Source organism: Chryseobacterium sp. P1-3 (genome assembly GCF_000738495.1).
In the GTDB taxonomy this organism is placed as follows: Bacteria; Bacteroidota; Bacteroidia; order Flavobacteriales; family Weeksellaceae; genus Chryseobacterium; species Chryseobacterium gallinarum.
Window position 1 is genome coordinate 20,021 of record NZ_JPEQ01000014.1, and the last position, 25,923, is coordinate 45,943.

Sequence of the window (25,923 nt, forward strand, 5' to 3'; positions counted from 1 at the left end):
AATCTTAAACATTATCCTCTTTTTTAAGAAATCATAAATATTCATTTTTATAAAGCACGTTCCGGAAAATTGTATGGTTACATTTTCGTACTTTTGCCGCTCAATTCAATTCAAAACAAACCATTAAATTCTAATGAATTACGTTTCTGCTGAAAACCTTACCAAGTCTTATGGTATAAAAGTGTTGTTCGAAAACATTTCTTTTCACATCAATGAAGGAGACAAAATAGCTATTGTCGCCAAAAACGGAAGTGGAAAATCTACGCTTCTGAAAATACTAATGGGAAAAGAAATTGCTGATAGTGGCAGTGTAGTCATTAATAAGGATATCCAGGTGGTTTTATTTGACCAGGAGATTGATTATGACCCCAACCTCAGTGTTGAGGAATTTATGATGACCCTGGATTCTGCACCGATTCTTGCCTTGAAGAATTACCATCAGTCACTACATTCCACTGATCATAATTTCATTGAAAAAGCATTAGCCGATATGGAAGTGCACAAAGCATGGGATCTGGAAAATGAAATGAAACAAATCCTTTCCCAGCTTAAAATTACCGATCTTGACGCTAAAATGGGAACCCTTTCCGGAGGTCAGATCAAGCGTGTAGCGTTGGCAAAGCTTTTAACAGAAACCAGAGCAGAACACAGACATACTTTACTGATTATGGATGAGCCTACCAACCACCTGGACGTGGACATGGTAGAATGGCTTGAAAACTATCTGAATAAAGCAAAAATAACCCTGTTGCTTGTTACCCATGACCGGTATTTCCTGGACAGTGTGTGCGACATTATCTGGGAGATGGAAGACGGAGCTCTTTATACCCATAACGGCTCCTATGCCACATATCTTGAAAATAAGATGATCCGTGAGGAAAACCTGAATGCCACCATTGATAAAGCAAACAACCTTTACAGGAAAGAACTTGAATGGATGCGAAGACAGCCCAAAGCAAGAACTACAAAATCCAAAAGCAGAATCGATGCTTTTTATGAAACGGAGAAAATAGCCAAAACCGACACCAGAAAAGACGGACTTGAACTGGACTTTGAAATGAAGCGCCTGGGAAATAAAATTCTTGAACTGAAACATATTGACAAAAGTTTTGGTAATAAAGTTTTACTAAAAGATTTCAGCTACCAGTTCCAGCGGGGTGAGAAAGTAGGGATTGTCGGGAAAAACGGAGCTGGAAAATCTACCCTTCTGAATATCATCCAGGGATTTGAAAAAGCCGATCGTGGTGAAATAGAAACAGGAGAAACCATTTCTTTCGGTTATTTCTCTCAAAAAGGTCTTACCTATAAAGAAGATGAGCGTGTTATAGATTTTATTAAGGAAATTGCAGAGTTTTATCCTTTGGCCAATGGAAAAAGCCTGTCTGCATCGCAGTTTTTAAGGTTATTCTTATTCGATGATCAGACGCAGTATTCTCCTATATCAAAACTCTCAGGTGGTGAAAAAAGAAGACTTCATCTGATGTATATTTTATACCAGAATCCTAATTTCCTGATTTTTGATGAGCCTACCAATGATCTCGATCTTCCCACTTTAACGGTTCTCGAGAACTTTTTGCAACAATTCCAGGGATCTTTAATTATTGTTTCCCACGACCGATATTTTATGGATAGAATCGTGGACCATGTTCTGGCTTTTGAAGGCGATGGAAAAATAAGGGATTTTGTAGGAAACTTCTCCGAATACCGTGAAGCTAAAAGCCGCGAAGAAGCTCTGGAAAAAAATACAGCCATAAAACCTGAGCCTGCAAAAGAAACGATGGCTGCTACAGAAAATACACCATCATCCAATTCTCAAAAAAGAAAACTGACATTCAAAGAACAAAGAGAACTGGAAACTATAGAAAAAGAAATGCCGGAGCTGGAAGAGCAACGTGCAAAGATCCTGGAATTACTCAATAATGAAGCAGATTATGAAAAAATAGCCAGGCTTTCAGCGGAATTGGAGGCCGTTTCCGAAAAACTGGAAAATCATGAAATGAGATGGCTTGAGCTTCAGGAAATCATGTAAAAATGAGTGATGAATGAGACTTGGGGCTTTAGGATAAAGGGCAGAAAGTGTACTTCTGCCACCATTAAGCTTCAACCTTACTTAGCTCATTCATAACTCACTATAATTTTATAACGATACTATCTTTCCTTCTTGGGCACTTTTCAATGAAGCATCGATGATTTTCATGTTCAGGATAATTTCATTTCCCGGAGAAGGTAAGGTGTGTCCGAAAACAATATGTTCATAGATTTGCTGATAGTAGTGCATATAATTACCCGCGTCACTGAAAGTCAGAATTCTTTCCGTTTCGGAGTTTTCATTTAAAAAGTTCAGAATGCCATCAGCTTCTTTTAGGGGTAGCATCCACTCTTTACCGTATACCGGAATAGCACCTGCCACCAGTTCACTTTCCTGATTATCGGTTCTTTCCTGTAAAAAGCTCCCCCTGTCTCCATGGATTTTATAAGCATAATGGTCTTCTTTGGTAAAAACTGAAGACTTCAGTCTTACCCTCAGGTTGTTTTTGTAGAACAGTAAAATCTCAAAATAATCATTCGCAAATTCTTCACCTTTCATAGAGAATACATCTGCAAAAAGCTTTTCAGGGAAGCCGAAATATTGTACCGCCTGATCCACAAGATGGGCGCCAAGATCGTGAAGTGAACCTGATCCGGACTGATCCGGATTTTCTTTATGTTGTTTTCCACTAGGGGCGGTCCTGAACCTGTCAAAACGTATTTCCGCTTCTTTAATAATCCCCAGTTTTTTTTCAGCTAAAACCTTTTGAACCTGTAAAAAATCTCTGTCGAATCTTCTGTTTTGATATACACTTAAAAACAGTCCTTTTTCTTCTGCAAGGCTAACCAGTTCTTCAGCTTCTGCAACGTTCACCGTGAATGGCTTTTCAACAATAATATTTTTCCCAGCCTCCAAAGCTTTCCTGGCATATTCATAATGCGTTTGAACCGGAGTATTGATGATCACCAATTCTATATCTGCATTTTGAAGCATTTCTTCTACAGAGCGATATATCGTTGCTTCAGGATATTTTTCTTTAGATTCCTCCTTGCTTCGCTCTACTATTCCTGAAATAGAAAATCCGGGATGTTCTTTTAAAAATGGCGCATGAAACACTTTTCCGCTCATTCCAAAAGCACACAATCCTGCTCTTACCAATTGCATAATCTTAATTTTTAACAAATATATTCATAAAAACCGGATGATAGTCTGTCTGGATTCCATAGAAATAATATTTCCCCATCCTGAAAGCATGACAAAAATCATGAAATTATTTTTATCTATTCTAAACAAATACTTACATTTGCGCGTTATTTAAAACTGTTCTACATAAAAATAAAATGAAAAGACAATTACTTTCCCTAGGTCTTCTATTTACTGCTGTTTCATTAAGTGCGCAGTTAAAAAAACTTTGAAGCAGATACTATCAGAACCCAAACGATTGAGGATATCAACCTTCATAAAACGGGAAATCCTAACCAGGCGAGAACTTTATCTACAAAGTCAAACCTTACGGTAATGGAAAACCCGCAGCCGATTGCTATTGTTACCCATGAAATCATTGAGCAGCAACAGGCCAAGCAATTGAGTGATGTTCTACAAAACGTAAACGGGATGTATGTAACTTCATCCAGGGGAAATTCTCAGGACAGCTTTGGTGGGCGTGGTTTTATTTTAGGAAATGATAATATTTTCAAGAATGGATCAAGAATAAACAGTGGAGTTTTCCCTGAAGTAAGTGGTCTGGAAAGAGTAGAAGTTTTAAAGGGAGCAAACGCAATGCTTTACGGAAATACTGCTGCCGGTGGTATTGTCAACATGATTACAAAAAAACCTAAATTCAATTTTGGGGGGAGCATAGGATTAAATGGCGGAAGCTGGAATTCCTATAAGCCTACAATTGATGTTTATGGCCCTTTATCTAAAAATATTGCTTTCAGAGTAAACGGTGCATACGAATATGCTGAAAGCTTCAGAGATGTTGTACAATCTGAAAAATATTATTTCAATCCGTCATTCTTATTTAATTTAAGTGATAGATCTCAATTAATTGTTGAGGCAGATTATCTTAAAAATAACTTTACCCCGGATTTCGGACTTGGGTCTATTACTGAAAAAGACCAAAGCTACAGATTGAATGATAGTTTTTCCAGAAACGTTTTCTTCGGAACTGACTGGCAATATCAAAATGTACAGCAAACTTCTACGAATGTAACTTTCAATCATCAGTTTAACGAAAGATGGTCTTTAAATGCTACAGCTTCTTATCAAAACTATACGAAAGATTATTTTTCCTCTGAAAGAGTACAATGGATCTATGACACTAAAGATAAAACTGTAGATCCCAACAGGTTATCATGGAAAAGACCTTTTGGTAAAACGTATAACGAACAAAATTATACTTCTGCACAAGTAAACATCAATGGTGAATTCAATACCGGAAAAATCAACCATAAGGTATTAATTGGTTCAGATGCGGATTACAGCCAAGCAGATGCTTATGCATATAATGTTACAGATCCAAAAAAATCTTCTCTATTTAGATGATCCTTCAACATGGAGAAGTATTGGCATGCCTAATTCTACCCTTAATACAAGAAACAGAATCAATACAAGAAGAATTGGAATCTATGCACAAGATTTTATCAGCTTAACGAAGCAACTAAAAGTAATTGCTGGATTAAGATGGTCTTATATAGAAAATATGCCTACACTAACAACCCGTTTTGCATCAAATGAGAAATTTGAAGTAGCCAATTCTTCAACATCTGATAATGCATTTTCTCCAAAAGTGGGGTTGGTTTATGCTCCGAATGAAAATCTTTCGGTATTTGCAACGTACACGAATTCATTTGCTTCAAATGCAGGATATACTTCAGATCAGTTTGGTACAGTAAATACCAATCAAACTGTAACTCAAATTCAAAATCAGCTAACCGGGTTATCAAAACAAAGCATAAAACCATCAACAGTTGATCAATACGAAATTGGTGTAAAAAAGAACTTCTGGAACAATGCGTTAGCGGTTAACTTAACGGCTTACCAGATTATGTACAACAATTATTATCAAACTTATTGGTTTATTCCTACAACTACGCCTAATGCAGCACCGGTAAATTCAACAGATACCAACCTTAAAGAATTTGCAGGAAATATGAGAAGCCGTGGTGTGGAGTTAGACATTACGGGAAATCCTACAGAAAACCTATCTATTATCGGAGGTTTTTCTTATAATAATTCTGTATACCTTAACACTCCTGAAAAAGGATATGTTGAAAACCAAAGACTGGTAAGAACACCGGCTACAACAGCAAATGTTTCCGTTTTCTATAAATTTACGAACTATGTAAAAGGATTAAAGATCGGAGCTGGAATTTATTACATCGGAGACAGAATCGCCGGATGGAATGATACTAAATCTACCAACGTAAGCAGAAACAATGTAACTAGAATGTTTGATCTAAAAGATTATACTACCGTTTCTCTATCAGTTGGTTACGAGTGGAAGAAGTTCTCTATCCAGGGAAGAGTGGGTAACCTGTTTGATGTTGTAAACTACAACGTTCACGAAAATTATTCAGTAAACCCGATTACTCCAAGAAATTATTATTTTACATTGACATACAGGCTTTAGAATTAAATATATAATTACTCTTATTAAAGTGGAAATTGCATTGTTGCAGCTTCCACTTTTGAAATTTAAAACAAAACAATACGATATGGATAAGATTAAAGACACAAGAAGTTTCATGAGAGTCACTCACCGTTATCTTGGATATTTCCTTGCGGGTATTATGGCGGTGTATGCCGTAAGTGGAGTTATTTTGGTCTACAGGGACACAGATTTCCTGAAAAGTGAAAAAAAATATGAAAAGACTTTATCTGCCAACCTATCTGAAAAAGAACTGAAAAAGGAGCTGAAGATGAAAGGCCTTGAAGTGGAAAAAACAGAAGGCACCGTTCTTCACTTTAAAAAAGGAACTTATGATTCTGCAACCGGAGTAGCCAAATATTCAAAAATGGAACTGCCATTTGTATTGGATAAAATGGTTTCGCTTCACAAATCACAGTCTAAGGATGCTATTGCCCCTTTAAGCGTATTTTTCGGAGTGGCACTCTTCTTTTTTGTTATCTCTAGTTTCTGGATGTTCAATCCTAAAACCAAAGCCTTCAAACGTGGGATCAGGTTTACCATTGCAGGGCTGATTGTTTCAATTATTCTTCTGTTTATTTAAATACCTTAATTCAGATTATATAATTAATGACTGTCTTCCGCTTGATTTATCAGATCAATAAAGTGGAAGACAGTCATCTTTTTGAAGTTCAACGACTTCCATATTATGCTTAGTGAATCTCAGTTTTTTATTTTTATAGTTACGAAATTATCAGGAGAATTGTTAAAAAATTAAAAAGTACATTGCATGAAATTTAACACTTTTTTTGAAAATTTGTCTAAAATTAAGACTCTGGCACATTTATTGTTTTTTCTATAATTCGTGAATAATAAACATTTAATTATTAAAATAATAAATTATGAAAAAACTTATTTTAACAGGGATATTAGCTGTAGCAGGTTTAACAGCAACTGCAAACGCTCAGATTCAAAAAGGTAATTGGATGGTAGGAAGCAGTTTAATATCAAGTAATTTCGGATTAAATACAGGTGGCGGATATCAAATTGACATACAACCCAAAGGAGCTTATTTCATTGAAGATAATCTAGCCGTTGGAGGATATGTAACATTAGGTATCGGTAAATCTTCTAAGGAGGCGAGTACAAGATTTGATTATGGTGTAGGTGCTTTAGGACGTTATTATCTTTCTCCTGGAGAAAAAGGTGTGGACAACTTATTACATCACGGTAGATGGTTCTTCGAGGGTAACTTAGGTGTAGGTGGTTATTCTATCAGCAATGGAGGTAACTCTACGACAGGTCTTGACTTTGGTGTAGGTCCAGGTTATTCATACTTTATCACACCAAACATTGGTCTGGAAGGTTTAGTAAAATATGCAGGTGTAACAGGTTTCGGCAATAAAGGTTTAACATCTAACATTACCTTTAATTTAGGATTTAGTATTTATTTGCCAACTTCTAAAGCTAAGCAAGTTATCAACGAGGTTAAGTAATCTTACTACTCATAAAAAAAATAAAGCGCCCCGGATTTATTCCGGGGCGCTTTTCGTACAAATTAAAACTAAACTATAAAAAATCAAATAAATCATGTATTCGGTTGTGGAGTATATCTCAGATAGGGTTTTATTTCTGTAACGCCCTTAGGAAATATCTTTCTTGCATAGTCCGTTGAAATAGATGGAGGAACAATCACGTCTTCCCCGTACTGCCAATTCACAGGAGTGGCAACCGTATGGGCATCTACTAACTGCAAAGAGTCTAATACTCTCAATATTTCATTAAAATTTCTTCCTGTAGAAGCAGGGTAGGTAATAATCAATCTTACTTTTTTGGCAGGATCTATAATTAATAGAGAACGTACGGTAGCTGTAGTTGAAGCATTAGGATGTATGAAATCATACAGTTCTGAGATTTTCTTATCTCTGTCTGCAATAATCGGAAACCGGACCTCTGTATTTTGGGTTTCATTAATATCCTTAATCCAGTTCTGGTGGTCCTCTACTCCATCCACACTCAGGGCAATAACTTTTGTATTTCTCTTCTCAAATTCAGACTGTAATTTTGATGTGTATCCTAATTCCGTAGTGCAAACCGGAGTATAATCTGCCGGATGTGAAAATAAAATCCCCCATGAATCTCCGAGATAATCATAGAAATTAATCACGCCTGAAGATGATTCTGCCTGAAAGTTGGGTGCTGTATCTCCTAATCTGATTGACATAATATTTTGTTTTATAGTCTACAAATTTAGTAGACTTTTTGAAACTGACAAATTTTTTTGCTGAAAATTTATATCTTTAACTAAAAAAATATTCATGCAGAAAACTGGAATCAGTTATATTGATGTTGTTTACAAAGTCCTGGAAAAACTGGTATGTAACTTTTGCCGAGCTTACCCCAAAGCTGATTGTCGGAATCCTGGTATTCACATTTTTTCTTCTTACCAGCAAATACCTGAGCATAATTGCAGTAAAGCTTTTTCATAAATTTTTCCCGAAAAGCCAGAAAGAAAGCTCTCTGGTTACGTTAATCGGAGTATTCAGATTTCTGATTATGCTGATGGGAACGTTTATCTCCCTCGAAATTATGGGATTCAGCGGCTTTCTTTGGAAGTTTATCGGAAGTTTAGGTGTGGCCGGGGTTATTGCCGGGGTTGCCTTGAAAGACCTTGTATCGAGTATCTTTTCGGGAATGCTGATCGGAATTGATAAGGCTTTTAAAGTGGGAGATTATATTACCATCGGAACTCATTCCGGGACCGTACAGGAAATCGGTTTTTTAACAACAAAGATTCTTACAGATGATGGCAAAAAAGCATATATTCCTAATCAGGTAGTTTTTAATGCACCATTTTATAATATTACAGCATCACCACAACGAAGAATTATATTAAACTTTGAAATTCCTGCAGATGAGGATATCAGCAAAGCACAAAAAAGTATTCTTAATGTGATTAAAAATCTTGACAATGTGGATAAGCTGGATACGGCAGAGGTTATTTTTACAGACCTCAAACAAGGGGCATTTAACCTTCAGGTCAAATTCTGGATTAAAGTAGGGGCTAACCTGGCTCAGGTGAGAAGTAAGGCCTATTTAAACATTAAAGAACGTTTTGATGAGGATAAAATTCAACTTGTAACACCAACGAGTATCAGTATTATGAATGGAGATTCCAGCTTACCCGAAAGTCATCAGGATAAATAATAAATATCTATAAAATAAAGGCCACTTCAAAACTAAGGTGGTTTTTCATTATAGCTTTTTTTGAGAAGCCTAACAGGTTTTTGAAACCTGTTAGGTTTAAATAACTTTGCTGAAATTATTTACAAAATTTTGCCCTTGCATTGGCCAACAAAAAACCGCTCCACAAGTGTGAAACGGTTTTCTTATTTATTTGAAAATTTTAGATTACGCTAAAACTTCTTTTACTTTGTTTGCAGCTTCTTCTAAAGTAATTGCAGAGTGTACCGGAAGACCAGACTCATCGATTAATTTTTTAGCTTCAACAGCGTTAGTTCCCTGTAATCTTACGATCAATGGAACCGGAAGGCTACCCATAGCTTTGTAAGCATCTACAACCCCTTGAGCAACTCTGTCACATCTTACAATACCTCCGAAGATGTTGATCAGGATTGCTTTTACGTTTGGATCTCTTAAGATGATTCCGAAAGCAGTCTGTACTCTCTGAGCATCTGCAGTACCCCCTACATCAAGGAAGTTAGCAGGGTTACCACCTGATAATTTGATGATATCCATAGTTGCCATAGCAAGACCGGCACCGTTTACCATACAAGCAACGTTACCATCCAGTTTTACGAAGTTAAGACCCGCTTCACCTGCTTCAACATCCATTGGATCTTCTTCTCTTGTATCTCTTAATTCCGCTAAGTCTTTGTGACGGAATAATGAGTTATCATCTAAAGTTACTTTAGCATCTACGGCGATAATTTTGTTATCAGAAGTTTTCAACACAGGATTGATTTCGAAAAGCGATGCATCGATACCAACGTAAGCGTTATATAAAGAGGTAATGAATTTAGTAAATTCTTTGAAAGCATTTCCTTCAAGACCTAGGTTGAAAGCAATTTTTCTAGCCTGGAACCCCTGAAGACCTAAAGCTGGATCAATGATTTCTTTGTGAATCAAGTGAGGAGTTACTTCAGCAACGTGCTCGATATCCATACCTCCTTCAGTAGAATATACAACTGTATTTTTACCTTCAGCTCTGTCTAACAGGATAGAAACATAAAATTCTTTAGTTTCTGATTCACCTGGATAATATACATCCTCTGCAACCAAAACAGAATTTACTTTTTTACCCTCAGCAGAAGTTTGTGGTGTTACCAACTGCATTCCGATGATGTTCTGAGCGTTTTCTTTAAGTTTATCCATGTTTGGAGAGAACTTTACACCACCACCTTTACCACGACCTCCTGCGTGGATCTGTGCTTTTACTACCCATCCCTGAGCGCCGGTTTCAGCAGTTAGTTTTTCTGCAGCAGCTACAGCTTCATCTACGTTATTCGCTACGAAACCACGTTGGATAGCTACTCCGTACTTTGATAAAATCTCTTTTGATTGATACTCGTGAAGATTCATATTATTTTTATTATTTTATTTAAATATTTAAAGGTTGACAAATTTACTAAAAAGACACGGAAGTTCAAGTTTATTGACTTAAAATTTAAAGTCCTGTTGACTTGATTTTTAACATATCATTTGATTTTCCCTTATTCTTCCGCCAATTTCTCTGATTGTGATCCGATAAACGGAATTTTTGGTGCCAGGAAATATCCTGTAAGACTGGCGAACAATATCGGCACAAAATAAGTAAACCCTGTTAATGTTCCTAAAATGATCGTTGTACTCATCGGAGTTCTCGTTACACAGGCATTGATTGCTGCCATACAACTTACAATGGCAAGCGTGGTGTCTACATTGGGAAATAAATTGTGGATAATTAATCCTAATGTGGTTCCCACGAAGAAAAGGGGAATGATGAAGCCTCCTCTCCACCCTGAAGTTACGGTAATGGCAATGGCTACTATTTTAAAAACAAGGACAAGGATCAGAAAATTCAATCCGAAATTCCCACCAATCAACTGGTTGATTTCGTTATGTCCAAAATATCTTGTAATAGGGAAATTATAAGCAATAACGCCTAAAATGATCCCTCCTACCAAGGTTTTAATATAGATGGGAAGATTTCTGTATTCAAAAAGTTTTTTAAAAAAATTTCACGACAAAAATGAAAATCCATCCGAAGAATGTTCCTACAACTCCAAATAATGTGGCATATAAAAAATCATATACTCCCGTGTAATGGTAAGCCTTTAAATCCCAGGTTGCTCCAATACCCAAATGAATGATCAGAGCAAACATCAGGTAGCTGAAGCAGCTTGCTACTAATGCAGGGATAATAGCTTTATAATATTCTACAGCATGTTTATGATGCAGGATTTCCAATGAAAAAAGACTTCCTCCCAGTGGAGCTCCGAACAATGCTGTAAATCCGGAAGCCATTCCGGCAATACTTAAGGAACGCAGTTCTTCACCTTTCAGCCTGAAGATTTTCCCCAACCAGGTTCCTGTAGATCCGGTTACCTGTACCAAAGGTGCTTCTGGACCTAAGCTTCCCCCTGATGCCACACAAAAAAGTGACGAAAGAATCATGGATGGATTGTTCTTTGGCTCCAGCTTTCCTTTATTAAATCTGATATTATTAACAATCAGATGGATTTCCCCGGGATCACCAATAAAATGGATCACTAATCCTGCCAGCAATCCGCAGACCGCCATCGTAGGAATTACTTCCCACCCCTGAAATTCAGCAAGAAACTCCGTGAAATGCTCCAGTACGATCCAGTATCCACCGGCAATAATACCGCCTACCAAACCGGTAAAAGCCCACATAAAAAAAGTACGGCTGAACACAAAAGGATTAAATCTTATCGGCTGGTCCAATAAGTTAAAGGTTCTTATAAGCCGTCTTCTCCTGTTAATTTTCATTCTCAGATCTTATTTTTAGCAAAATAAAGAATCAGCATTCCCCAGCTTAGGATCATCAATAAACCTCCTAGCGGGGTAATAGGTCCTAAAAATTTAAGATTAGCTCCTAAATAATCCTGCATACTTAAGAAATAGATACTTACTGAGAATAAAAACGTTCCGGCAATCATTAAAATGGACGTCCATTTTTCCGTTGATGTTTCAAATTTTAAAATATACCCGATAATCAGCAGAAAAAAAGCTGCATACATCTGGTATCTTACTCCCGTTTCAAAACTTTCAAGTCTTTCTACGGACAATATCTTCTTCAAGGCATGTGCTCCGAATGCACCGAGTATTACTGACAGCATTCCATACACCGCTCCAAAAATTAAAGTAATTGTTTTCATTTTATAACTCTTCTAATTCTAGGGTTAAATATTTTTTTGTTCTATAATCCTGCCATGTCCCGACGATTTTATTTCCTTTTACATCGGCTTCCACCAGAGCTCTTGGTATCCATGCTTTCAATTCTTCACTATGATAATCATCTTCTATGATAGAGAAATGATCCTGAACAAACTTTCCTCTCCAATGGATCAGCTTTTTATTCTTGTCATACCAGTACACAGCTGAAAAAGAATTATCCTCATTAATTTCGTTGAATAAAACCGTAATGGGATATTTTCCATTAATTTTGCCTTTATACAATTTATTTCCCGGACCGGTTTGACCAATTGTTTCAGAACTGGATATTAGATTCTTTCCATAAGGGCTCCAGTACTTTTCAAGTTCTTTATAGGTAAATTCAAGTTCGTGGCTTCCCAAATCATCCAGCGCCCGCATTGCATGATTGGAGCATCTGCCTGCTACAAAAGTCAGCTTGTCCTTTCCAAAAAAATACCTGATACCGTTCAAAGTATAATCCATGAAACACCCTTCATATAAATCAATCTGATCCTGAATTTCTTCTGAAGGATTTTTTTCAGATTTTAATGTAACAAGAAAGTCATCAACTCTTTTTTTTATTCTTTTTTGAATCAAACCTGCAACTATTTTAGCAGTACTCTTTTGAAATAAAGCTTCAGCATTGATATAATTCCCTGTCCTTAAATCGAAATTTTTCCAGTCTGCAAATTCCTCAGGATATGCACCGATAGCTTCTCCATGTATTCCTATACTTAGAATATCCTTAGGTGTCTCCAGCTTTTCCCAATCATAATAGTAAATATAATTGGAGTATGAAGTCGTTCCTGTAGAGACTAATTTGGAAGGATCTCCGCCTGTCCCCGGGATGTATTCCAGTTCTTTTACCTGCAGGAATGTATTGATCTTATTTTCTACTTCCGGACGGTCCGGATAAGAAATCACAGGAAACACAAAGTTTTCAGTCTTTGGTGGCAAATTGCTTATTTTTAAATTTTTCTGTTGTGAAAAACTTACACCGGAAATCAATAAGAAAAGCAGAACACTTTTTTTCATTATTTCGATTTTAGGTACATTAAAATAAATTTAGCCACCAAAGTAGAAATGCCCAGTATGATAAACATATTGGCAAATCTCTTGGAACTTTGGAATCCCGGTGATGTTGTTTTCTTCAAAAAGAATCCAAAGATGAGAAATATGATGGGCAAGATAATCTGTAGCATTAGTTCCCTCTCATTCTGTTAAACTCATTGATTACCTCGTGATGGCTTACCGTTTTATCTTTAAAGTAAGTCACAAAATGTTGTTTCTCCTCTTCTGTAGCTCCTAATTGATTCAGAATATTCAATAAATGCATTTTCATGTGACCTTTCTGAATACCTGTTGTTACCAATGAACGCAGAGCTGCAAAATTTTTGGGCTAATCCAGAAACAGCCAGAATACTCATCAATTCCTGTGCGGAAGGTTTTCCCAGTAAAGCCAGAGAGAATTTTACCAATGGATGAAGATTGGTAAGACCTCCTACAACGCCTACAGAAATCGGAAGATCGATCCAGAACCTGAAAACGCCGTTATCGGTAGTACAGTGGGTCAAAGACCGGTATTTTCCGTCTCTTGCAGCATAGGCATGAGCACAGGCTTCAGTTGCCCTGAAGTCGTTTCCGGTTGCAATCACCACTGCATCTACTCCGTTCATTACTCCTTTATTATGAGTAGTTGCGCGGTAAGGTTCAATTTCAGCAATGGTAACAGCTTGTTTAAACTTGGATGCAAATTCCTCAGGAGAAATTCCGCTGTCATCTTTTAAATCTTCCATTTTACAGGAAACCTCAGCTCTTACGATACAATCCGGAGTAAAGTTGGAAAGAATATTCATCACGATTTGCAATGAGTTTTTTTCATCCTGGGTAAAGTCCTCGCTCGTGGCAACTTCCTGTCTTAGTGTTTTACCAAACTGCTCAAGACATGAATTGATAAAGTTGGCTCCCATCGAGTCTACCGTGTCAAAGCTTGCCTTCAGCTGGTAATAATTTGGCATTTCTGCTGTTTTATCCACAAGGCTGATGTTTAAGATTCCTCCACCACGTTTTCTCATATTGGCAGTGATATCTTCTGTAGCCTCCAATAATTTTTTCTTTAGACTAAAATTAAAGAAATGTAATAATTTATGAGATTCTACATTAAATATGAAATGGGTATGCCCCAATTTTTCCGTATTGATAATGGTTGTTTTAAAACCACCTTTATCAATCCAGAATTTTGCAGCTTTAGAGGCCGCAGCGACTACGGAACTTTCTTCAACAGCCATTGGCAGAGCCAATAGTTTTCCGTCAATCAGAAAATTTGGAGCAATTCCATAAGGCATATAAAAATTGGAAATCGTATTTTCAGAAAACTCTTCGTGAAGTTTCTGAAGGTCGGCATCTTCGTTCCAATATTGTTTTAATATATTTTGATATTCCTGATTTCCTTCAAGGTATTCGTTTACAAGCCAGTCGATTTTCCCCTGCTTTGGAAGCTTGGAAAAACCTTCAATCGGTTTATGATTCATAATAGAAACTTTAATGAGCCGTAAATATAATGATTTTGAGACTCTTTTTTGTTGATAACTTCCATGAAAAAAGGTTGACATTTATCAATTTTGGAACTAAATTTGGACAATATTTAAATACACATCCGATACAAAATGTATCAATTATTAAGAATATGAATTTTGACCGTCTTAAAGAAAAGCTTGAAATCCTTGCCGATGCAGCAAAGTATGATGTCTCCTGCTCATCCAGCGGAGGGACAAGGAAAAATAAAAAAGGAGCTTTAGGTGATAGCTCCGCAAGCGGCATCTGCCATACCTATACCGAAGACGGAAGATGCGTTTCATTGCTTAAAATTTTACTGACCAATCATTGTATCTATGATTGCGCTTATTGCGTTTCCAGAAGTTCAAATGACATTAAAAGGGCAGCATTTACAGTAGAAGAAGTAGTAGATTTAACAATTAATTTTTACCGTAGAAACTATATTGAGGGACTATTTCTAAGTTCAGGAATTTTCAAAAATGCAGATACCACGATGGAACGATTGGTACGAGTAGCTAAAAAACTTCGTCTGGAAGAAAATTTTAATGGCTATATTCATTTAAAATCTATTCCCGGGGCGAGTGATGAACTGATGCAGGAAGCAGCTTTATATGCAGACAGACTATCTGTGAATCTTGAAATCCCAACAGAAAGCGGTTTAAAATTATTGGCTCCGGAAAAGAACAGACATGATATGATCAGTCCGATGAGATACATCCAAAAAGGGATTACGCAGTATCAGGACGAGAAGAAAATCTTAAAGAAAGTTCCCAAGTTTGCCCCGGCAGGGCAATCTACTCAGATGATTGTAGGTGCTACCAACGAAAATGATCTTCAAATCATTAAAGTGGCTGACCATTTTTATAAAAATTTCAACCTGAAAAGGGTTTATTATTCCGGATATGTTCCGGTGCTGGAGGATAAAAGACTTCCTTCATTAACTACAGAAGTTCCGATGCTTCGTGAAAACAGGCTATATCAGTCTGACTGGTTGATGAGATTTTATGGTTTTAAAGCAGAGGAAATTTTAGATCCTGACATCCCTTTCCTTGATCTGGAAGTGGATCCGAAGTTAAGTTGGGCATTGCGACACTTGGACCAATTTCCCGTCAATCTTCAGACCGCTGATTATCAAATGATTTTAAGAATCCCGGGAATTGGAGTAAAAACAGCTCAGAAAATTGTGAGCGCAAGGCGGTTTCAAATTTTACATATGGATCATTTGAAAAAGTTAGGAGCCGCTGTAAACCGCGCGAAATATTTTATTGATTTTAATGCCGGGAATGCTTATCTGAAATATTTGACAGATAAAAACCTTAGGAAATTGCTGGTTGGTGGAAGTTCATCAAAATTTCACAATCAATTTTCTCAACAACTGAGTTTATTTTAAAACGAGTTAAAATTAATATATTATCAGAAATAAAACATTTTTTTCAGGGTTCTTCTACATCAGTAACCGGAAACATGACAAAAAAGTCAATTTTATTATATTTTTAAATGATGACCACTCTACTCTACGACGGAAGTTTTGACGGACTTTTCACAGCAATATTCGAAATTTTTGAATATCGCTATAAAGATGTGGAAATTGTGAGTAGGGAAAGGTTTCATCAGGAAAATATTTTTGCAGAGATTCATGAAGTGATTACTCAGCCTGATAAATCTGAGCGAGTCTTAAAAAAAATTAGAACAAAATCTGGGAAAACAAGGAATATATAAGCTTTTAAAAGTCTTTTTATCTGAAGATCCTGAATTGGAAAAAGTAACACTATCAGCAGTAAAACAATCTGTAAAGAATCCTCAACAAAATATTCTGGAAAATTATGCCGACTCTGATATCATGAAAATATCCAAAATCTGTAAATCTGTAGATAGAGAAAGTCACAGGATGACAGCATTCGTCCGTTTTGAGAAAATGCAGGATGGTATTTTCTTTTCAAAAATAGATCCTGACTTCAATGTTCTTCCTTTAATCAGAAAACATTTCAGCGACCGTTACCAGGATCAAAAATGGATGATCTATGATCTGCGAAGAAATTATGGGATCTTTTATGATCTGGAAACTTCTGATTTCTTTTATCCGGAAGAAAAATTAGATGGTAAAAATTATCAGGAAAAGTTTCATGATGAGGAAAGGAACTATCAAACACTTTGGCAACGGTATTTTACCAAAACCAATATTGTGGAAAGAAAGAATCTGAAACTCCATGTACAACATGTTCCCAAAAGATACTGGAAATATCTGACCGAGAAGTGGTGAGAACTGTTTATAGTTTTATCTGTGATTGTTAGTTTGTTGATAACTTTTTATTTTTCCTATAAAGGCATTTAAATATATGGAAAATAAATAGGTTGCTATACATATTTATTTGTGGATAACTTCTTTATTAACTATAAATATTCGCCTGATTTTAGGCACGCAGATTTTAACTTCTGCGCGCTTCTCAACATTATACTGTTAACTTTAAAAAAACTAAAGTGTCTAAAAAACTTTTGTGACTTTTGTGGTTTTAATTGTAACCACTGATGACACAGATATCCACAGATGTTTACGGATAATTTTTTTATAGCATGGTTGAATCCAAATCCCCTATACAAGGATTACCCATAGCTAATTGTTTATCACTAATTCCCAGCATAATCACAATCAACAATTTCACTTTGTGGATAACTTTTTTATGAATTATCGCTCGTGAAAACCCTTGTGAAACAGCTCTACAAAAGGATTACACAATAGATTAATTACCATTCACTTACATAAAAATCACAATTCCCATTCCCCATATTGTGGATAACTTTTTCAAGACATAATAAAAATGGACACAAATGTTGATCTTACCTGCAGATTATGCCAATACTGCAGAAAGTATTTGATTTTTGACGTAAGTGTTTTTCGAGTTTTTATGTTTTAGCTAAAAAAATAATTGAAGCAGTAAAAAACTTGTATGTCTTTTATGGTGACTGTTTCATCGACAAAACTCATATTGTGGATAACTTTTTCAAGATTAAAATAACATGAATACGCTATACAAAGGCCATACATAATAAATTAATTATCATACCATTACCTTGTAAGTGCAACTCACACTTCCATATTGTGGATAACTTTTTCATATACGACGGGCAAGATAAATTAACATAAATGCCCTGTACAAAGGATAAAACAAACATATTCATTATCAAAATCTTACAAGACAAAATACAATTTACGCTATCAAATTGTGGATAACTTTTATTTCCGGATTGTTCGTAGAGTTTTTTTTTTGACGAATAGCTTTGCTTCAATACTTCAAATTTCACAAAAAATCCCATATTTGTAACCCAATCAAATGAATATGAAAAGAATTAGCTCAGGACTGATTGCTATGCTTCTTTTAAGCTGTACTCATGATAAAACTCCATCATCAAACCGAAACTCTCAGGATACAAAAGATAAGGCTGCTGAAAGTCTGGTGAAGATCAATCAACATAAAATTACCATTAAAGAAAGATTTTCTCCTCCTAAGGATTATAAATGGGTCGATGAAAAATCAGATTCTTTCGGATACTTCATTGAAAATTTTAAACTTAAATCTTATGGAAGTCCGGTTCTAAAATATGATGGAACACCAGTTTCCACTCAACATCTTCACGAAGCCGTATTTGATATCGATACGGGAAATAAAGATTTACAACAATGCGCAGATGCTGTTATCCGTCTGAGAGCTGAATATTTGTATAAAGTAAAGAGGTATGACGAAATTAAATTTCATTTTACAAGCGGTGATCTGCTGAGCTGGAATGATTATAAAAATGGAACCAGAGCTTTTGTCAGTGGTAATTCCGTAAGTTTTAGAAAAACGGCCAATTTTGATGATTCTTATCAAAACTTCAGGAATTACCTGGACCTCATCTTTAATTATGCAGGAACCATTTCATTAAATAAGGAAACAAAACCGGTTGCACAAAATCCGGATATAAAAACCGGGGATATTCTGATTACTCCGGGAAGTCCGGGACATGTGGTATTTATTGCAGGAACATGTAAGAATAAACAAGGAAAAAGATTGTTTTTATTGGGCGAAGGCTTTACTCCGGCACAGTCTGTACACTTACTGTCCAATCCTTTTAATAAAAATATTTCGCCATGGTATGATCTTGATATCCATGCTCAGGAAACCAAAACAGCACGGTATATTTTCAAACCGACAAATCTCAGAAGCTTTTAATTCTATATATTCAAAACTATTGAAAAGTTACTGCAATAATCTGAACTTGTTTTTGTAAATTTGTGTTCGAAATTTTTTACTAGATGAAAGAGAGTGCTGTAAAAAAAGATTGCAGTTCTTACTTCAGGAGGAGATTCTCCAGGTATGAATGCTGCATTAAGAGCGGTAGTAAGAACCGCCAATTACTATAATATCGAATGCTACGGAGTTAGAGAAGGTTACAACGGACTCATCAACGGTGATTTTCTGAAAATGGGCCCTCGTTCCGTAAAAAATATAATCAACCAGGGCGGAACGATTCTAAAGTCTGCCAGATCCACCGAGTTCAGAACGAAAGAAGGCCGCCAGAAAGCTTATGACAACTGTGTAAAGCTTGGTATTGACGGTTTGGTGTGTATCGGGGGAGACGGTACTTTTACCGGAGCAAAAATCTTTAATGAAGAATTCGGCATCAGAGTGATCGGAATACCGGGGACTATTGACAATGATATTTTCGGAACCGATAATACCATCGGATATGATACGGCACTGAATACTGCTATGGAAGCTATTGATAAAATCCGTGACACTGCAACTTCCCACAACAGGGTTTTCTTTGTAGAAGTAATGGGGCGAGATGCCGGATTTATTGCTTTAAACAGCGGATTGGCTACCGGAGCTTTAGATATCCTGATCCCTGAGAAAAAAGACAGCATGGATGACCTTTTCGCAAACTTCAGAAAAGCTGAAAAAACAGGAAAAGCATCCAGTATTGTAGTGGTGGCAGAAGGTGAAAAATTAGGAAGCATTTATGATCTTGCCAACAAGACTAAAGAAGAATTCCCGGAATATGATATCCGGGTAACGGTTTTAGGTCACATCCAGAGAGGAGGATCACCAAGCTGTGCAGACAGAGTATTAGCGAGCAGACTCGGATTTGGTGCAGTAGTAGGATTAATGGAAGGACAAAGTAATGTAATGGCAGGGATGCGTTCCAACGATCTGGTATATACGCCTATCGAAGAAGCTATTAAAAAACATAACGAAATCAACAAAGATCTGATGTTGATTTCAGAAATTTTAGCAATTTAATTATTTTTATAAATCTAATAAAAACAAACTATTATGTCAACAATCAAAGTAGGTATCAACGGTTTTGGTAGAATTGGACGTCTTGTTTTCAGAGCAATGACTGAAAGAGACAACATTGAAGTTGTAGGAATCAATGACCTGATCAATGCAGAATACATGGCTTACATGTTAAAATATGACTCTGTACACGGAATTTTCCCGGGTGAAGTTTCTGTAGAAGGAAACGATCTTGTGGTAAACGGAAAAAGAATCAGAGTAACTGCTGAGAAAGATCCAAATAACCTAAAGTGGAATGAAATCGGAGCTGACTATATCGTAGAATCTACAGGTCTTTTCTTATCTAAAGATTCAGCTCAGGCTCACATCAATGCAGGTGCAAAAAAAAGTAATCCTTTCTGCTCCTTCTAAAGATGATACTCCAATGTTTGTAATGGGAGTAAACCACAAGGAACTTACAGATGATATCAAAATTTTATCAAACGCTTCTTGTACAACAAACTGTTTAGCGCCTTTAGCTAAAGTTATCCACGATAAATTCGGAATCGTAGAAGGTTTAATGACTACTGTACACGCTACAACGGCAACTCAGAAAACAGTTGACGGTCCTTCAATGAAAGACTGGAGAGGTGGTAGAGCTGCTTTGAACAATATCATCCCTTCTTCTACAGGTGCTGCTAAGGCAGTAGGAAAAGTAATTCCTTCATTAAACGGAAAATTAACGGGTATGTCTTTCAGAGTACCTACTGTAGATGTTTCTGTAGTTGACCTTACAGTAAGATTAGAAAAAGCAACTTCTTATGATGAAATCTGTGCAGCGATCAAAGAAGCTTCAGAAGGTGAATTGAAAGGTATCCTTGGATACACTGAGGATGCAGTAGTATCTCAGGACTTCGTAGGAGATAAGAGAACTTCTATCTTCGACAAAGATGCTGGTATCATGCTTTCTCCTAACTTCGTGAAACTTGTTTCCTGGTATGACAACGAAATGGGTTATTCCAACAAGTTGGTAGATATGCTTGTACACGCTGCTTCTTTATAATAAATAATCAGCAATGAGTAATACAAAAGCCTTCCCGATGGGGAGGCTTTTACTTTTAGTTACTTTCAGGAAAATGAGTCTTTAAAATTTAATCCTTTTAATTAATGATAAGACTAAATAATTTGTCTGTGTCGTCTTCTACCGCTTTAACAGTGTAGTCTGGTCTGTATTTAAAAACAGCATATAGTGTTCCTTTATTTTTACCCTTGCCTGCTACAGTCATTTTTAATCCGGCAGAACTTCCATCAGCAGCAACTGATGTCCCTTTGTTTGTGCCGACTACTCTAATCCATCCGTTGGTTGTATAAAAAGCAGGTGAAGGAGCAGAAACATAGGAATAGCCACAATTCTTTTTACCTCCGGAACTTTTGCTGGTACACCAATTTGTAACAGCCAGCTCTACGGATTTGCTTTCAAATTCACTTTTTCTATCTTTTTTAAATTTTGTTTTTAAATTAAGAAGACCATCATTCAATAGTTTTAATTTTTCAGACAAGGGAATATTCATTTCCTGGATTTCTGAATACATCATCGTATAATATGGTTTATACTCAGACAAATAAGCTGTATAAGGTTTTACTTCATAATCCTTTTGAGCTGAACACATGATAAATAGTGTTAAAAAAGTAATAATTGATAATTTTTTCATGACAATAGTTTTTAAGGGTTGTACTTGCTTAGAACAAAGGTTGGAAATTAAACGACACAAAAAAATTACCCGTTTGTGGTATTTTTCAGACTACTGTAGAAATTATATGGATAACTGATAAATCTCACCAGTGAATTCCGGTGCAAAACTTGTATTTTTATATACAAAGGAATGAACAATGATACAGCCCCGGTTTAAAGATGCACCTCATTTCAAAAACTTTTGGGAGAATGGTAACGGAAGACAACTGATTGATTTTTCCGGTGCTGAAGTGAGTTGTAAAGACTTTGAAAAATTTGCCCTTTATTTCTACCATGTTGACGAAATCGGAGATGATGTTGTAAGGGAAGTTTACTTTACAAAGAAATTCCATGAAGCTTCCCGTGAAATTGAAGGATATATCCGAAACGGTGTTTCAGCTACAGATTCCGTTCCGGAAAGTATAAAAGAATTGTTTACCCAAACACAAAAAGTTCCTGAATGGCTTGATGACAATTTACTGAAAAGCGGCGCTGAGCTTTGTATGCGCAGCAATCTTGATTCTTTAATTTCTTTACGGGATTACTGCCTGATCGGAGGGTATGATTATGCTTACCTCAACAAACCGCTCATCGTTACCGAAGCTCTGAAAAAAGGAGCTGTAAAAACGTCTTGCCGAGACCTTAGACTTTTGGGTAAATGTTACCCGTTATAGTGCCCTGGAACTTCATGCCAAAGGATATGAATTTGCCATAAAAACCCGTCTCATCCATTCCTATGCAAGGCTTTCCATCAAAAAGCATTATAAAAACTGGGACACTGAAAACTGGGGAGAGCCCATCAATTCCTGGGATATGATGGCCACCTATATTGGTTTCAGCCTTGTTTTCCTTCATAGCCTTCAAAAACTGGGAAACACTTTTTCGATTGAAGAAGAACATGGGATTTTTCACTTATGGAAATACGTCGGATACTTGTTGGGTATACCGGAACAGCTTCTTCCTGACAATAAAAAACAGGCTACAGAATATTTTTATTTATGGACCTCCGTTCAACCGCCTTCTGATAAAGACTCTGTTCTTCTGGCTCATTCCCTTCTCAACGAATCATTGGAGAATCCTATTTTAAAATTTAAGGTCCAAAGGAAGAGCTTAAGGTATCTTCATATCTGCTGTACGTGGTTCTTATTGGATGATGAAGTTTGTAAAAGGCTTCAGATCCCTGAAGTTTCCAATAAAAAACTATTCCCAAAGTCTAAAATATTGTTCAACAAAATTTATGACAAATTAGTAAGCCGGGACTCCAGAATAAAAAGAGGAAACAAAGATCAGATGAAAGTATTGGGAGACTACCTGAATATCACTAAAAATTCAAATTTTCATTAGGGTAGGCAGTAAAGTTTCTGTTGGATGATACACCTCACTTAGCAAGAGTAATAAAATTAAGTACAATACATTTACAGGCTTCAATAACTTCCTTCTTCCAGCTTTCAGCATCTATCCTAATCAACAGATATTATTTTTTTCCGCCACCCATACTATGTTTTGCATCTGCTTCGTTATGAATCACATCTGCTCTAAAACTTTATCATTTTTTAACTCTAAAAACCAGTTTTAAGGGCAAATAATATTAGTTTTTGATCAATAAATTGTGTATTTTTGAGAAATTATTTTAATAGAGATGAGTAACATTGATGATAAGAAAAAAAGCACTCGCATTAGTGCTTGACAAATTAGATAAAACATACGGAAAAGGAACGGTAATGACTTTAGGTGACGAATCTATAGACAATACTGTAGAGGTAATTCCTTCCGGTTCTTTTAGGATTAGATATCGCATTAGGTATAGGAGGATATCCAAAAGGAAGAATCATTGAAATATATGGTCCTGAATCTTCAGGTAAAACAACTTTAACGCTTCACGCTATTGCTGAAGCCCAGAAAGCAGGTGGTATTGCTGCATTCATCGATGCTGAGCACGCTTTCGACAGAACTTATGCTGCAAAGTTAGGAATTGATTTGGAAAACCTTATCATTTCCCAGCCGGACAACGGTGAGCAAGCGCTGGAAATTGCGGATAATCTTATCCGTTCAGGAGCAATTGACATCGTAGTTATCGACTCTGTAGCAGCACTTACTCCAAAAGCGGAGATTGAAGGTGAAATGGGAGATTCCAAAATGGGTCTTCATGCAAGGTTAATGTCTCAGGCATTAAGAAAACTGACTGCTACCATTTCAAGAACGAAGTGTACGGTAATTTTCATCAACCAGTTAAGAGAAAAAATCGGTGTTATGTTCGGTAACCCTGAAACCACTACCGGAGGTAATGCTCTTAAATTCTATGCTTCTGTAAGAATTGATATCAGAAAAGCAAGTGCACCAATCAAGCAAGGTGATGAAGCCATCGGAAGCCGTGTGAAAGTGAAAATTGTGAAAAACAAAGTAGCTCCACCTTTCAAACAGGCAGAATTTGATATTATGTATGGTGAAGGGGTTTCTAAAGTTGGAGAAATTCTTGATACGGCAGTAGATATGGGAATTGTGAAGAAAAGCGGTTCCTGGTTCAGCTACGAAGAATCTAAATTAGGTCAGGGGCGTGATGCTGTAAAAGATGTTTTAAAAGACAATCCTGAATTAGCCGAGGAATTGGAAAACAAAATCAAGGAAGAACTGAAAAACAACAAATAAGTTTTCAAAAAATAATGGAAAGGCAGTCTTAGGATTGCCTTTTTTATTTTTATAAATCCGTAATTTTTCAACAAATTTTAAGATTGATTAACAGGTCGCTCCTACGGAGCTCCTCTTCAACAATGTATAAATTCTATGAACATATTGTTCCTATGGAGCGGTTAAACAGATTTTAAAAATAAAGGAATATTAAAACGAGACTGCTCTTTTGGAACAGTCTCGTTTTATTTTTATGTTTTTGATATTATTCTACAATTTTACCTTGTAGCTGTAAAGCTCCAGTAACCTTCATTCCTTTTGTTAACGTATCGAATCTCATATTCTCTTTATTCACAAAAGCATCAATAGTGAAGAAATCTTCATTTTCTTCATGGGTGATCAGTTTCAGCTTCAGGATATATCCTTTAATGCTTCTGTCTTCAAGCAATGTCGTTTCTTTAAAGTCTACAAGCTGGGCAATGAAGTCAAAACATGCATAATTAGGAAGGTCCTGGCTTGGTACATACGTTGTGAAATCTTCATTCATTTTGGTACCATCAGGTAAATCCGTATTCGTATGAACATCAAGAATGAAAACAATTCCGCTCACATTCACCTTCAGATGTGGTTGTGTCAGATATGTATTCCTATTTTCGGCATAATCGGTTGCAAAGAACCAAACTCCGAAAGTATCCCGGGCCGGGCCGGCTACAATCGCATTCAGATTCAATGCATTTTCCCATTCCCTGATCGATCTTGTTTCAAAATCTAAAGTATAATCAGTTTTTACTTCCGGGATTATTGTACTCATTTCTTCTGTAAAGATGGTTTTAAATCTTACATCTTCAAATTCCGTCTTATGATTACTTTCTCCGGAAGGATCAGGGACTGCAGACTGCATTAAAACGTTTGTCAGGTATTGTCCGTAATCTTTAGTCTGAAAATTCTCATGGCCAAAAATACCACTCCATGTATTCACAAGGTTATGAACATTTGACTTTCTTATGATAATTCCCGCTTCATTAGTTGTCTCAGGAGCTGTAATTCCTTCTGTATTGGGAAAATACTCTTTACCATCTATCAGCTGATGATTCATGATTTCATTATTTTCTTCGTGAGAAAACCCAGCAAAACCTTTATAGGTAATATTCCCGTTTTCGAAAATATACGGAAGTCCGATTTGTTTCTTGCCATTCCCTTTAAAATGATAAGAAAGTGAGATCGCTTTAAATTCTCCTTCTTTTATTGCCGGAGTATGATTACCGTTATCGTTAAACTGAGAATGATACAGAATTACATAAGATTTTATTTTCCCTTCCTGAAGTTCGTTTTCAAACTTTTCTTCCATCTTCCCTACCGCATCTTGTGGAGAAAATGCATAGGCATCTTCAGTTACCGTATATGCAAATCCCTCAACGATTCCATCCCCTTTTTCAAAAGCCGCCAGAGGCATATACTCCCCTCTTAGCTGAAGCGCAATAGAATATACGATATAATCTTTATAAATCCTGATTTTTTCAAACTGCTCATTTATTTTTTTCTCTTCTGCAGGTTGGAGGGAAACTTCCTGCACTGTTTGTATAACTTCTTCTACTGTCTCTTCTATTTCTGGTTCTGCAATCTCTACATTTGTTGCTCCATACTGTTGAACCGGGGT

The 25,923-nt window shown here is 36.4% G+C and carries 19 protein-coding genes and 4 pseudogenes; 14 read left to right on the forward strand and 9 right to left on the reverse strand.

Features of this window, described 5'->3' with window-relative positions:
• Positions 1 to 133: 133 nt before the first annotated feature.
• Positions 134 to 2,029 (forward strand): ABC-F family ATP-binding cassette domain-containing protein, encoded by a 1,896-nt coding sequence (locus HX13_RS17510; protein WP_050022141.1) that lies wholly within the window; start codon positions 134 to 136, stop codon positions 2,027 to 2,029.
• 108 nt (positions 2,030 to 2,137) lie between these two features.
• On the opposite strand, the gene HX13_RS17515 is transcribed toward HX13_RS17510, so the two are convergent.
• Positions 2,138 to 3,193, reverse strand: coding sequence for a Gfo/Idh/MocA family oxidoreductase (locus HX13_RS17515; RefSeq protein ID WP_050022142.1), 1,056 nt, complete (start codon positions 3,191 to 3,193; stop codon positions 2,138 to 2,140).
• Positions 3,194 to 3,547: 354 nt separating this feature from the next.
• On the opposite strand from HX13_RS17515, the gene HX13_RS24735 reads away from it, so the two are divergent.
• The 4 genes from HX13_RS24735 to HX13_RS17530 all read left to right on the forward strand — a co-directional run bounded on the left by HX13_RS24735 (position 3,548) and on the right by HX13_RS17530 (position 7,156).
• On the forward strand, positions 3,548 to 4,576 hold the full coding sequence (locus HX13_RS24735) for a TonB-dependent siderophore receptor (RefSeq protein ID WP_238555467.1): 1,029 nt from the start codon (positions 3,548 to 3,550) through the stop codon (positions 4,574 to 4,576).
• Positions 4,539 to 5,663, forward strand: a complete 1,125-nt coding sequence (locus tag HX13_RS24740) for a TonB-dependent siderophore receptor (RefSeq protein WP_238555468.1) — start codon at positions 4,539 to 4,541, stop codon at positions 5,661 to 5,663. The genes HX13_RS24735 and HX13_RS24740 overlap by 38 nt, the downstream gene beginning before the upstream one ends.
• Before the next feature lie 85 nt (positions 5,664 to 5,748).
• Complete coding sequence (locus HX13_RS17525; RefSeq protein WP_050022364.1) at positions 5,749 to 6,264, forward strand: hypothetical protein; 516 nt, start codon at positions 5,749 to 5,751, stop codon at positions 6,262 to 6,264.
• A gap of 298 nt (positions 6,265 to 6,562) precedes the next feature.
• Positions 6,563 to 7,156, forward strand: coding sequence for a hypothetical protein (locus tag HX13_RS17530; RefSeq protein ID WP_050022143.1), 594 nt, complete (start codon positions 6,563 to 6,565; stop codon positions 7,154 to 7,156).
• Between the two features lie 92 nt (positions 7,157 to 7,248).
• Here HX13_RS17530 and HX13_RS17535 read toward each other — a convergent pair whose 3' ends face one another.
• Positions 7,249 to 7,884, reverse strand: coding sequence for a peroxiredoxin (locus tag HX13_RS17535; RefSeq protein ID WP_050022144.1), 636 nt, complete (start codon positions 7,882 to 7,884; stop codon positions 7,249 to 7,251).
• A gap of 122 nt (positions 7,885 to 8,006) precedes the next feature.
• Between HX13_RS17535 and HX13_RS17540 the strand changes: the two genes are divergently transcribed.
• Positions 8,007 to 8,867 (forward strand): mechanosensitive ion channel family protein, encoded by an 861-nt coding sequence (locus HX13_RS17540; RefSeq protein WP_238555469.1) that lies wholly within the window; start codon positions 8,007 to 8,009, stop codon positions 8,865 to 8,867.
• Positions 8,868 to 9,071: 204 nt separating this feature from the next.
• Here the strand turns inward: HX13_RS17540 and sucC are convergent, their stop codons facing one another.
• From sucC to HX13_RS17565, 5 genes and pseudogenes are all read right to left on the reverse strand, one after another.
• Positions 9,072 to 10,262 carry an ADP-forming succinate--CoA ligase subunit beta gene (gene sucC, locus HX13_RS17545; RefSeq protein WP_050022145.1) on the reverse strand — a complete coding sequence of 397 codons (1,191 nt, stop codon included), beginning with the start codon at positions 10,260 to 10,262 and terminating at the stop codon, positions 9,072 to 9,074.
• A gap of 131 nt (positions 10,263 to 10,393) precedes the next feature.
• Positions 10,394 to 11,672: pseudogene (locus tag HX13_RS17550) on the reverse strand (chloride channel protein).
• Between the two features lie 2 nt (positions 11,673 to 11,674).
• Positions 11,675 to 12,061: a DUF423 domain-containing protein gene (locus HX13_RS17555; RefSeq protein WP_050022146.1), complete on the reverse strand. Its 387-nt coding sequence runs from the start codon at positions 12,059 to 12,061 to the stop codon at positions 11,675 to 11,677.
• Between the two features lies 1 nt (position 12,062).
• Positions 12,063 to 13,133, reverse strand: a complete 1,071-nt coding sequence (locus HX13_RS17560; protein WP_050022147.1) for a hypothetical protein — start codon at positions 13,131 to 13,133, stop codon at positions 12,063 to 12,065.
• Positions 13,134 to 13,299: 166 nt separating this feature from the next.
• Positions 13,300 to 14,629, reverse strand: a pseudogene (locus tag HX13_RS17565) (hydroxymethylglutaryl-CoA reductase, degradative).
• Positions 14,630 to 14,784: 155 nt separating this feature from the next.
• Between HX13_RS17565 and HX13_RS17570 the strand changes: the two are divergent.
• From HX13_RS17570 to gap, 5 genes and pseudogenes are all read left to right on the forward strand, one after another.
• Positions 14,785 to 16,044 carry a putative DNA modification/repair radical SAM protein gene (locus HX13_RS17570; RefSeq protein ID WP_050022365.1) on the forward strand — a complete coding sequence of 420 codons (1,260 nt, stop codon included), beginning with the start codon at positions 14,785 to 14,787 and terminating at the stop codon, positions 16,042 to 16,044.
• 321 nt (positions 16,045 to 16,365) lie between these two features.
• Positions 16,366 to 16,914: a TIGR03915 family putative DNA repair protein gene (locus HX13_RS17575; protein ID WP_238555512.1), complete on the forward strand. Its 549-nt coding sequence runs from the start codon at positions 16,366 to 16,368 to the stop codon at positions 16,912 to 16,914.
• 1,075 nt (positions 16,915 to 17,989) lie between these two features.
• The gene (locus HX13_RS17585) at positions 17,990 to 18,862 is read left to right on the forward strand and encodes a DUF4846 domain-containing protein (RefSeq protein WP_050022149.1); all 873 of its coding nucleotides are present in this window, start codon (positions 17,990 to 17,992) and stop codon (positions 18,860 to 18,862) included.
• A 144-nt stretch (positions 18,863 to 19,006) separates the two neighbouring features.
• Positions 19,007 to 19,933, forward strand: a complete 927-nt coding sequence (gene pfkA, locus HX13_RS17590) for a 6-phosphofructokinase (protein ID WP_050022150.1) — start codon at positions 19,007 to 19,009, stop codon at positions 19,931 to 19,933.
• A 33-nt stretch (positions 19,934 to 19,966) separates the two neighbouring features.
• A pseudogene (gene gap / locus HX13_RS17595) lies at positions 19,967 to 20,972 on the forward strand (type I glyceraldehyde-3-phosphate dehydrogenase).
• Between the two features lie 97 nt (positions 20,973 to 21,069).
• Here gap and HX13_RS17600 read toward each other — a convergent pair.
• Positions 21,070 to 21,621, reverse strand: coding sequence for a hypothetical protein (locus HX13_RS17600; RefSeq protein WP_050022151.1), 552 nt, complete (start codon positions 21,619 to 21,621; stop codon positions 21,070 to 21,072).
• A 178-nt stretch (positions 21,622 to 21,799) separates the two neighbouring features.
• Between HX13_RS17600 and HX13_RS24745 the strand changes: the two genes are divergently transcribed.
• The 3 genes and pseudogenes from HX13_RS24745 (at position 21,800) to recA (ending at position 24,287) form a co-directional block, all read left to right on the forward strand.
• Positions 21,800 to 22,315 (forward strand): hypothetical protein, encoded by a 516-nt coding sequence (locus tag HX13_RS24745; RefSeq protein WP_238555470.1) that lies wholly within the window; start codon positions 21,800 to 21,802, stop codon positions 22,313 to 22,315.
• A 4-nt stretch (positions 22,316 to 22,319) separates the two neighbouring features.
• Positions 22,320 to 22,985 (forward strand): oxygenase MpaB family protein, encoded by a 666-nt coding sequence (locus tag HX13_RS24750; protein WP_238555513.1) that lies wholly within the window; start codon positions 22,320 to 22,322, stop codon positions 22,983 to 22,985.
• A 295-nt stretch (positions 22,986 to 23,280) separates the two neighbouring features.
• A pseudogene (recA, locus tag HX13_RS17610) lies at positions 23,281 to 24,287 on the forward strand (recombinase RecA).
• Positions 24,288 to 24,531: 244 nt separating this feature from the next.
• Here recA and HX13_RS17615 read toward each other — a convergent pair.
• Positions 24,532 to 25,839 (reverse strand): hypothetical protein, encoded by a 1,308-nt coding sequence (locus HX13_RS17615; RefSeq protein WP_050022152.1) that lies wholly within the window; start codon positions 25,837 to 25,839, stop codon positions 24,532 to 24,534.
• Between the last annotated feature and the right edge of the window lie 84 nt (positions 25,840 to 25,923).

Excerpts from the sequence above, each read along its gene's own strand:
- HX13_RS17530 (WP_050022143.1), top strand. The coding sequence starts at position 6,563 with ATGAAAAAACTTATTTTAACAGGGATATTAGCTGTAGCAGGTTTAACA.
- HX13_RS17570 (WP_050022365.1), top strand. The coding sequence starts at position 14,785 with ATGAATTTTGACCGTCTTAAAGAAAAGCTTGAAATCCTTGCCGATGCA.
- HX13_RS17600 (WP_050022151.1), bottom strand. The coding sequence starts at position 21,621 with ATGAAAAAATTATCAATTATTACTTTTTTAACACTATTTATCATGTGT.
- HX13_RS17560 (WP_050022147.1), bottom strand. The coding sequence starts at position 13,133 with ATGAAAAAAAGTGTTCTGCTTTTCTTATTGATTTCCGGTGTAAGTTTT.
- HX13_RS24735 (WP_238555467.1), top strand. The coding sequence starts at position 3,548 with ATGGAAAACCCGCAGCCGATTGCTATTGTTACCCATGAAATCATTGAG.
- HX13_RS24740 (WP_238555468.1), top strand. The coding sequence starts at position 4,539 with ATGTTACAGATCCAAAAAAATCTTCTCTATTTAGATGATCCTTCAACA.
- HX13_RS17555 (WP_050022146.1), bottom strand. The coding sequence starts at position 12,061 with ATGAAAACAATTACTTTAATTTTTGGAGCGGTGTATGGAATGCTGTCA.
- HX13_RS17510 (WP_050022141.1), top strand. The coding sequence starts at position 134 with ATGAATTACGTTTCTGCTGAAAACCTTACCAAGTCTTATGGTATAAAA.
- sucC (WP_050022145.1), bottom strand. The coding sequence starts at position 10,262 with ATGAATCTTCACGAGTATCAATCAAAAGAGATTTTATCAAAGTACGGA.
- pfkA (WP_050022150.1), top strand. The coding sequence starts at position 19,007 with ATGAATGCTGCATTAAGAGCGGTAGTAAGAACCGCCAATTACTATAAT.
- HX13_RS17515 (WP_050022142.1), bottom strand. The coding sequence starts at position 3,193 with ATGCAATTGGTAAGAGCAGGATTGTGTGCTTTTGGAATGAGCGGAAAA.
- HX13_RS17585 (WP_050022149.1), top strand. The coding sequence starts at position 17,990 with ATGAAAAGAATTAGCTCAGGACTGATTGCTATGCTTCTTTTAAGCTGT.
- HX13_RS17525 (WP_050022364.1), top strand. The coding sequence starts at position 5,749 with ATGGATAAGATTAAAGACACAAGAAGTTTCATGAGAGTCACTCACCGT.
- HX13_RS17540 (WP_238555469.1), top strand. The coding sequence starts at position 8,007 with ATGTTGTTTACAAAGTCCTGGAAAAACTGGTATGTAACTTTTGCCGAG.
- HX13_RS17535 (WP_050022144.1), bottom strand. The coding sequence starts at position 7,884 with ATGTCAATCAGATTAGGAGATACAGCACCCAACTTTCAGGCAGAATCA.
- HX13_RS24745 (WP_238555470.1), top strand. The coding sequence starts at position 21,800 with ATGATACAGCCCCGGTTTAAAGATGCACCTCATTTCAAAAACTTTTGG.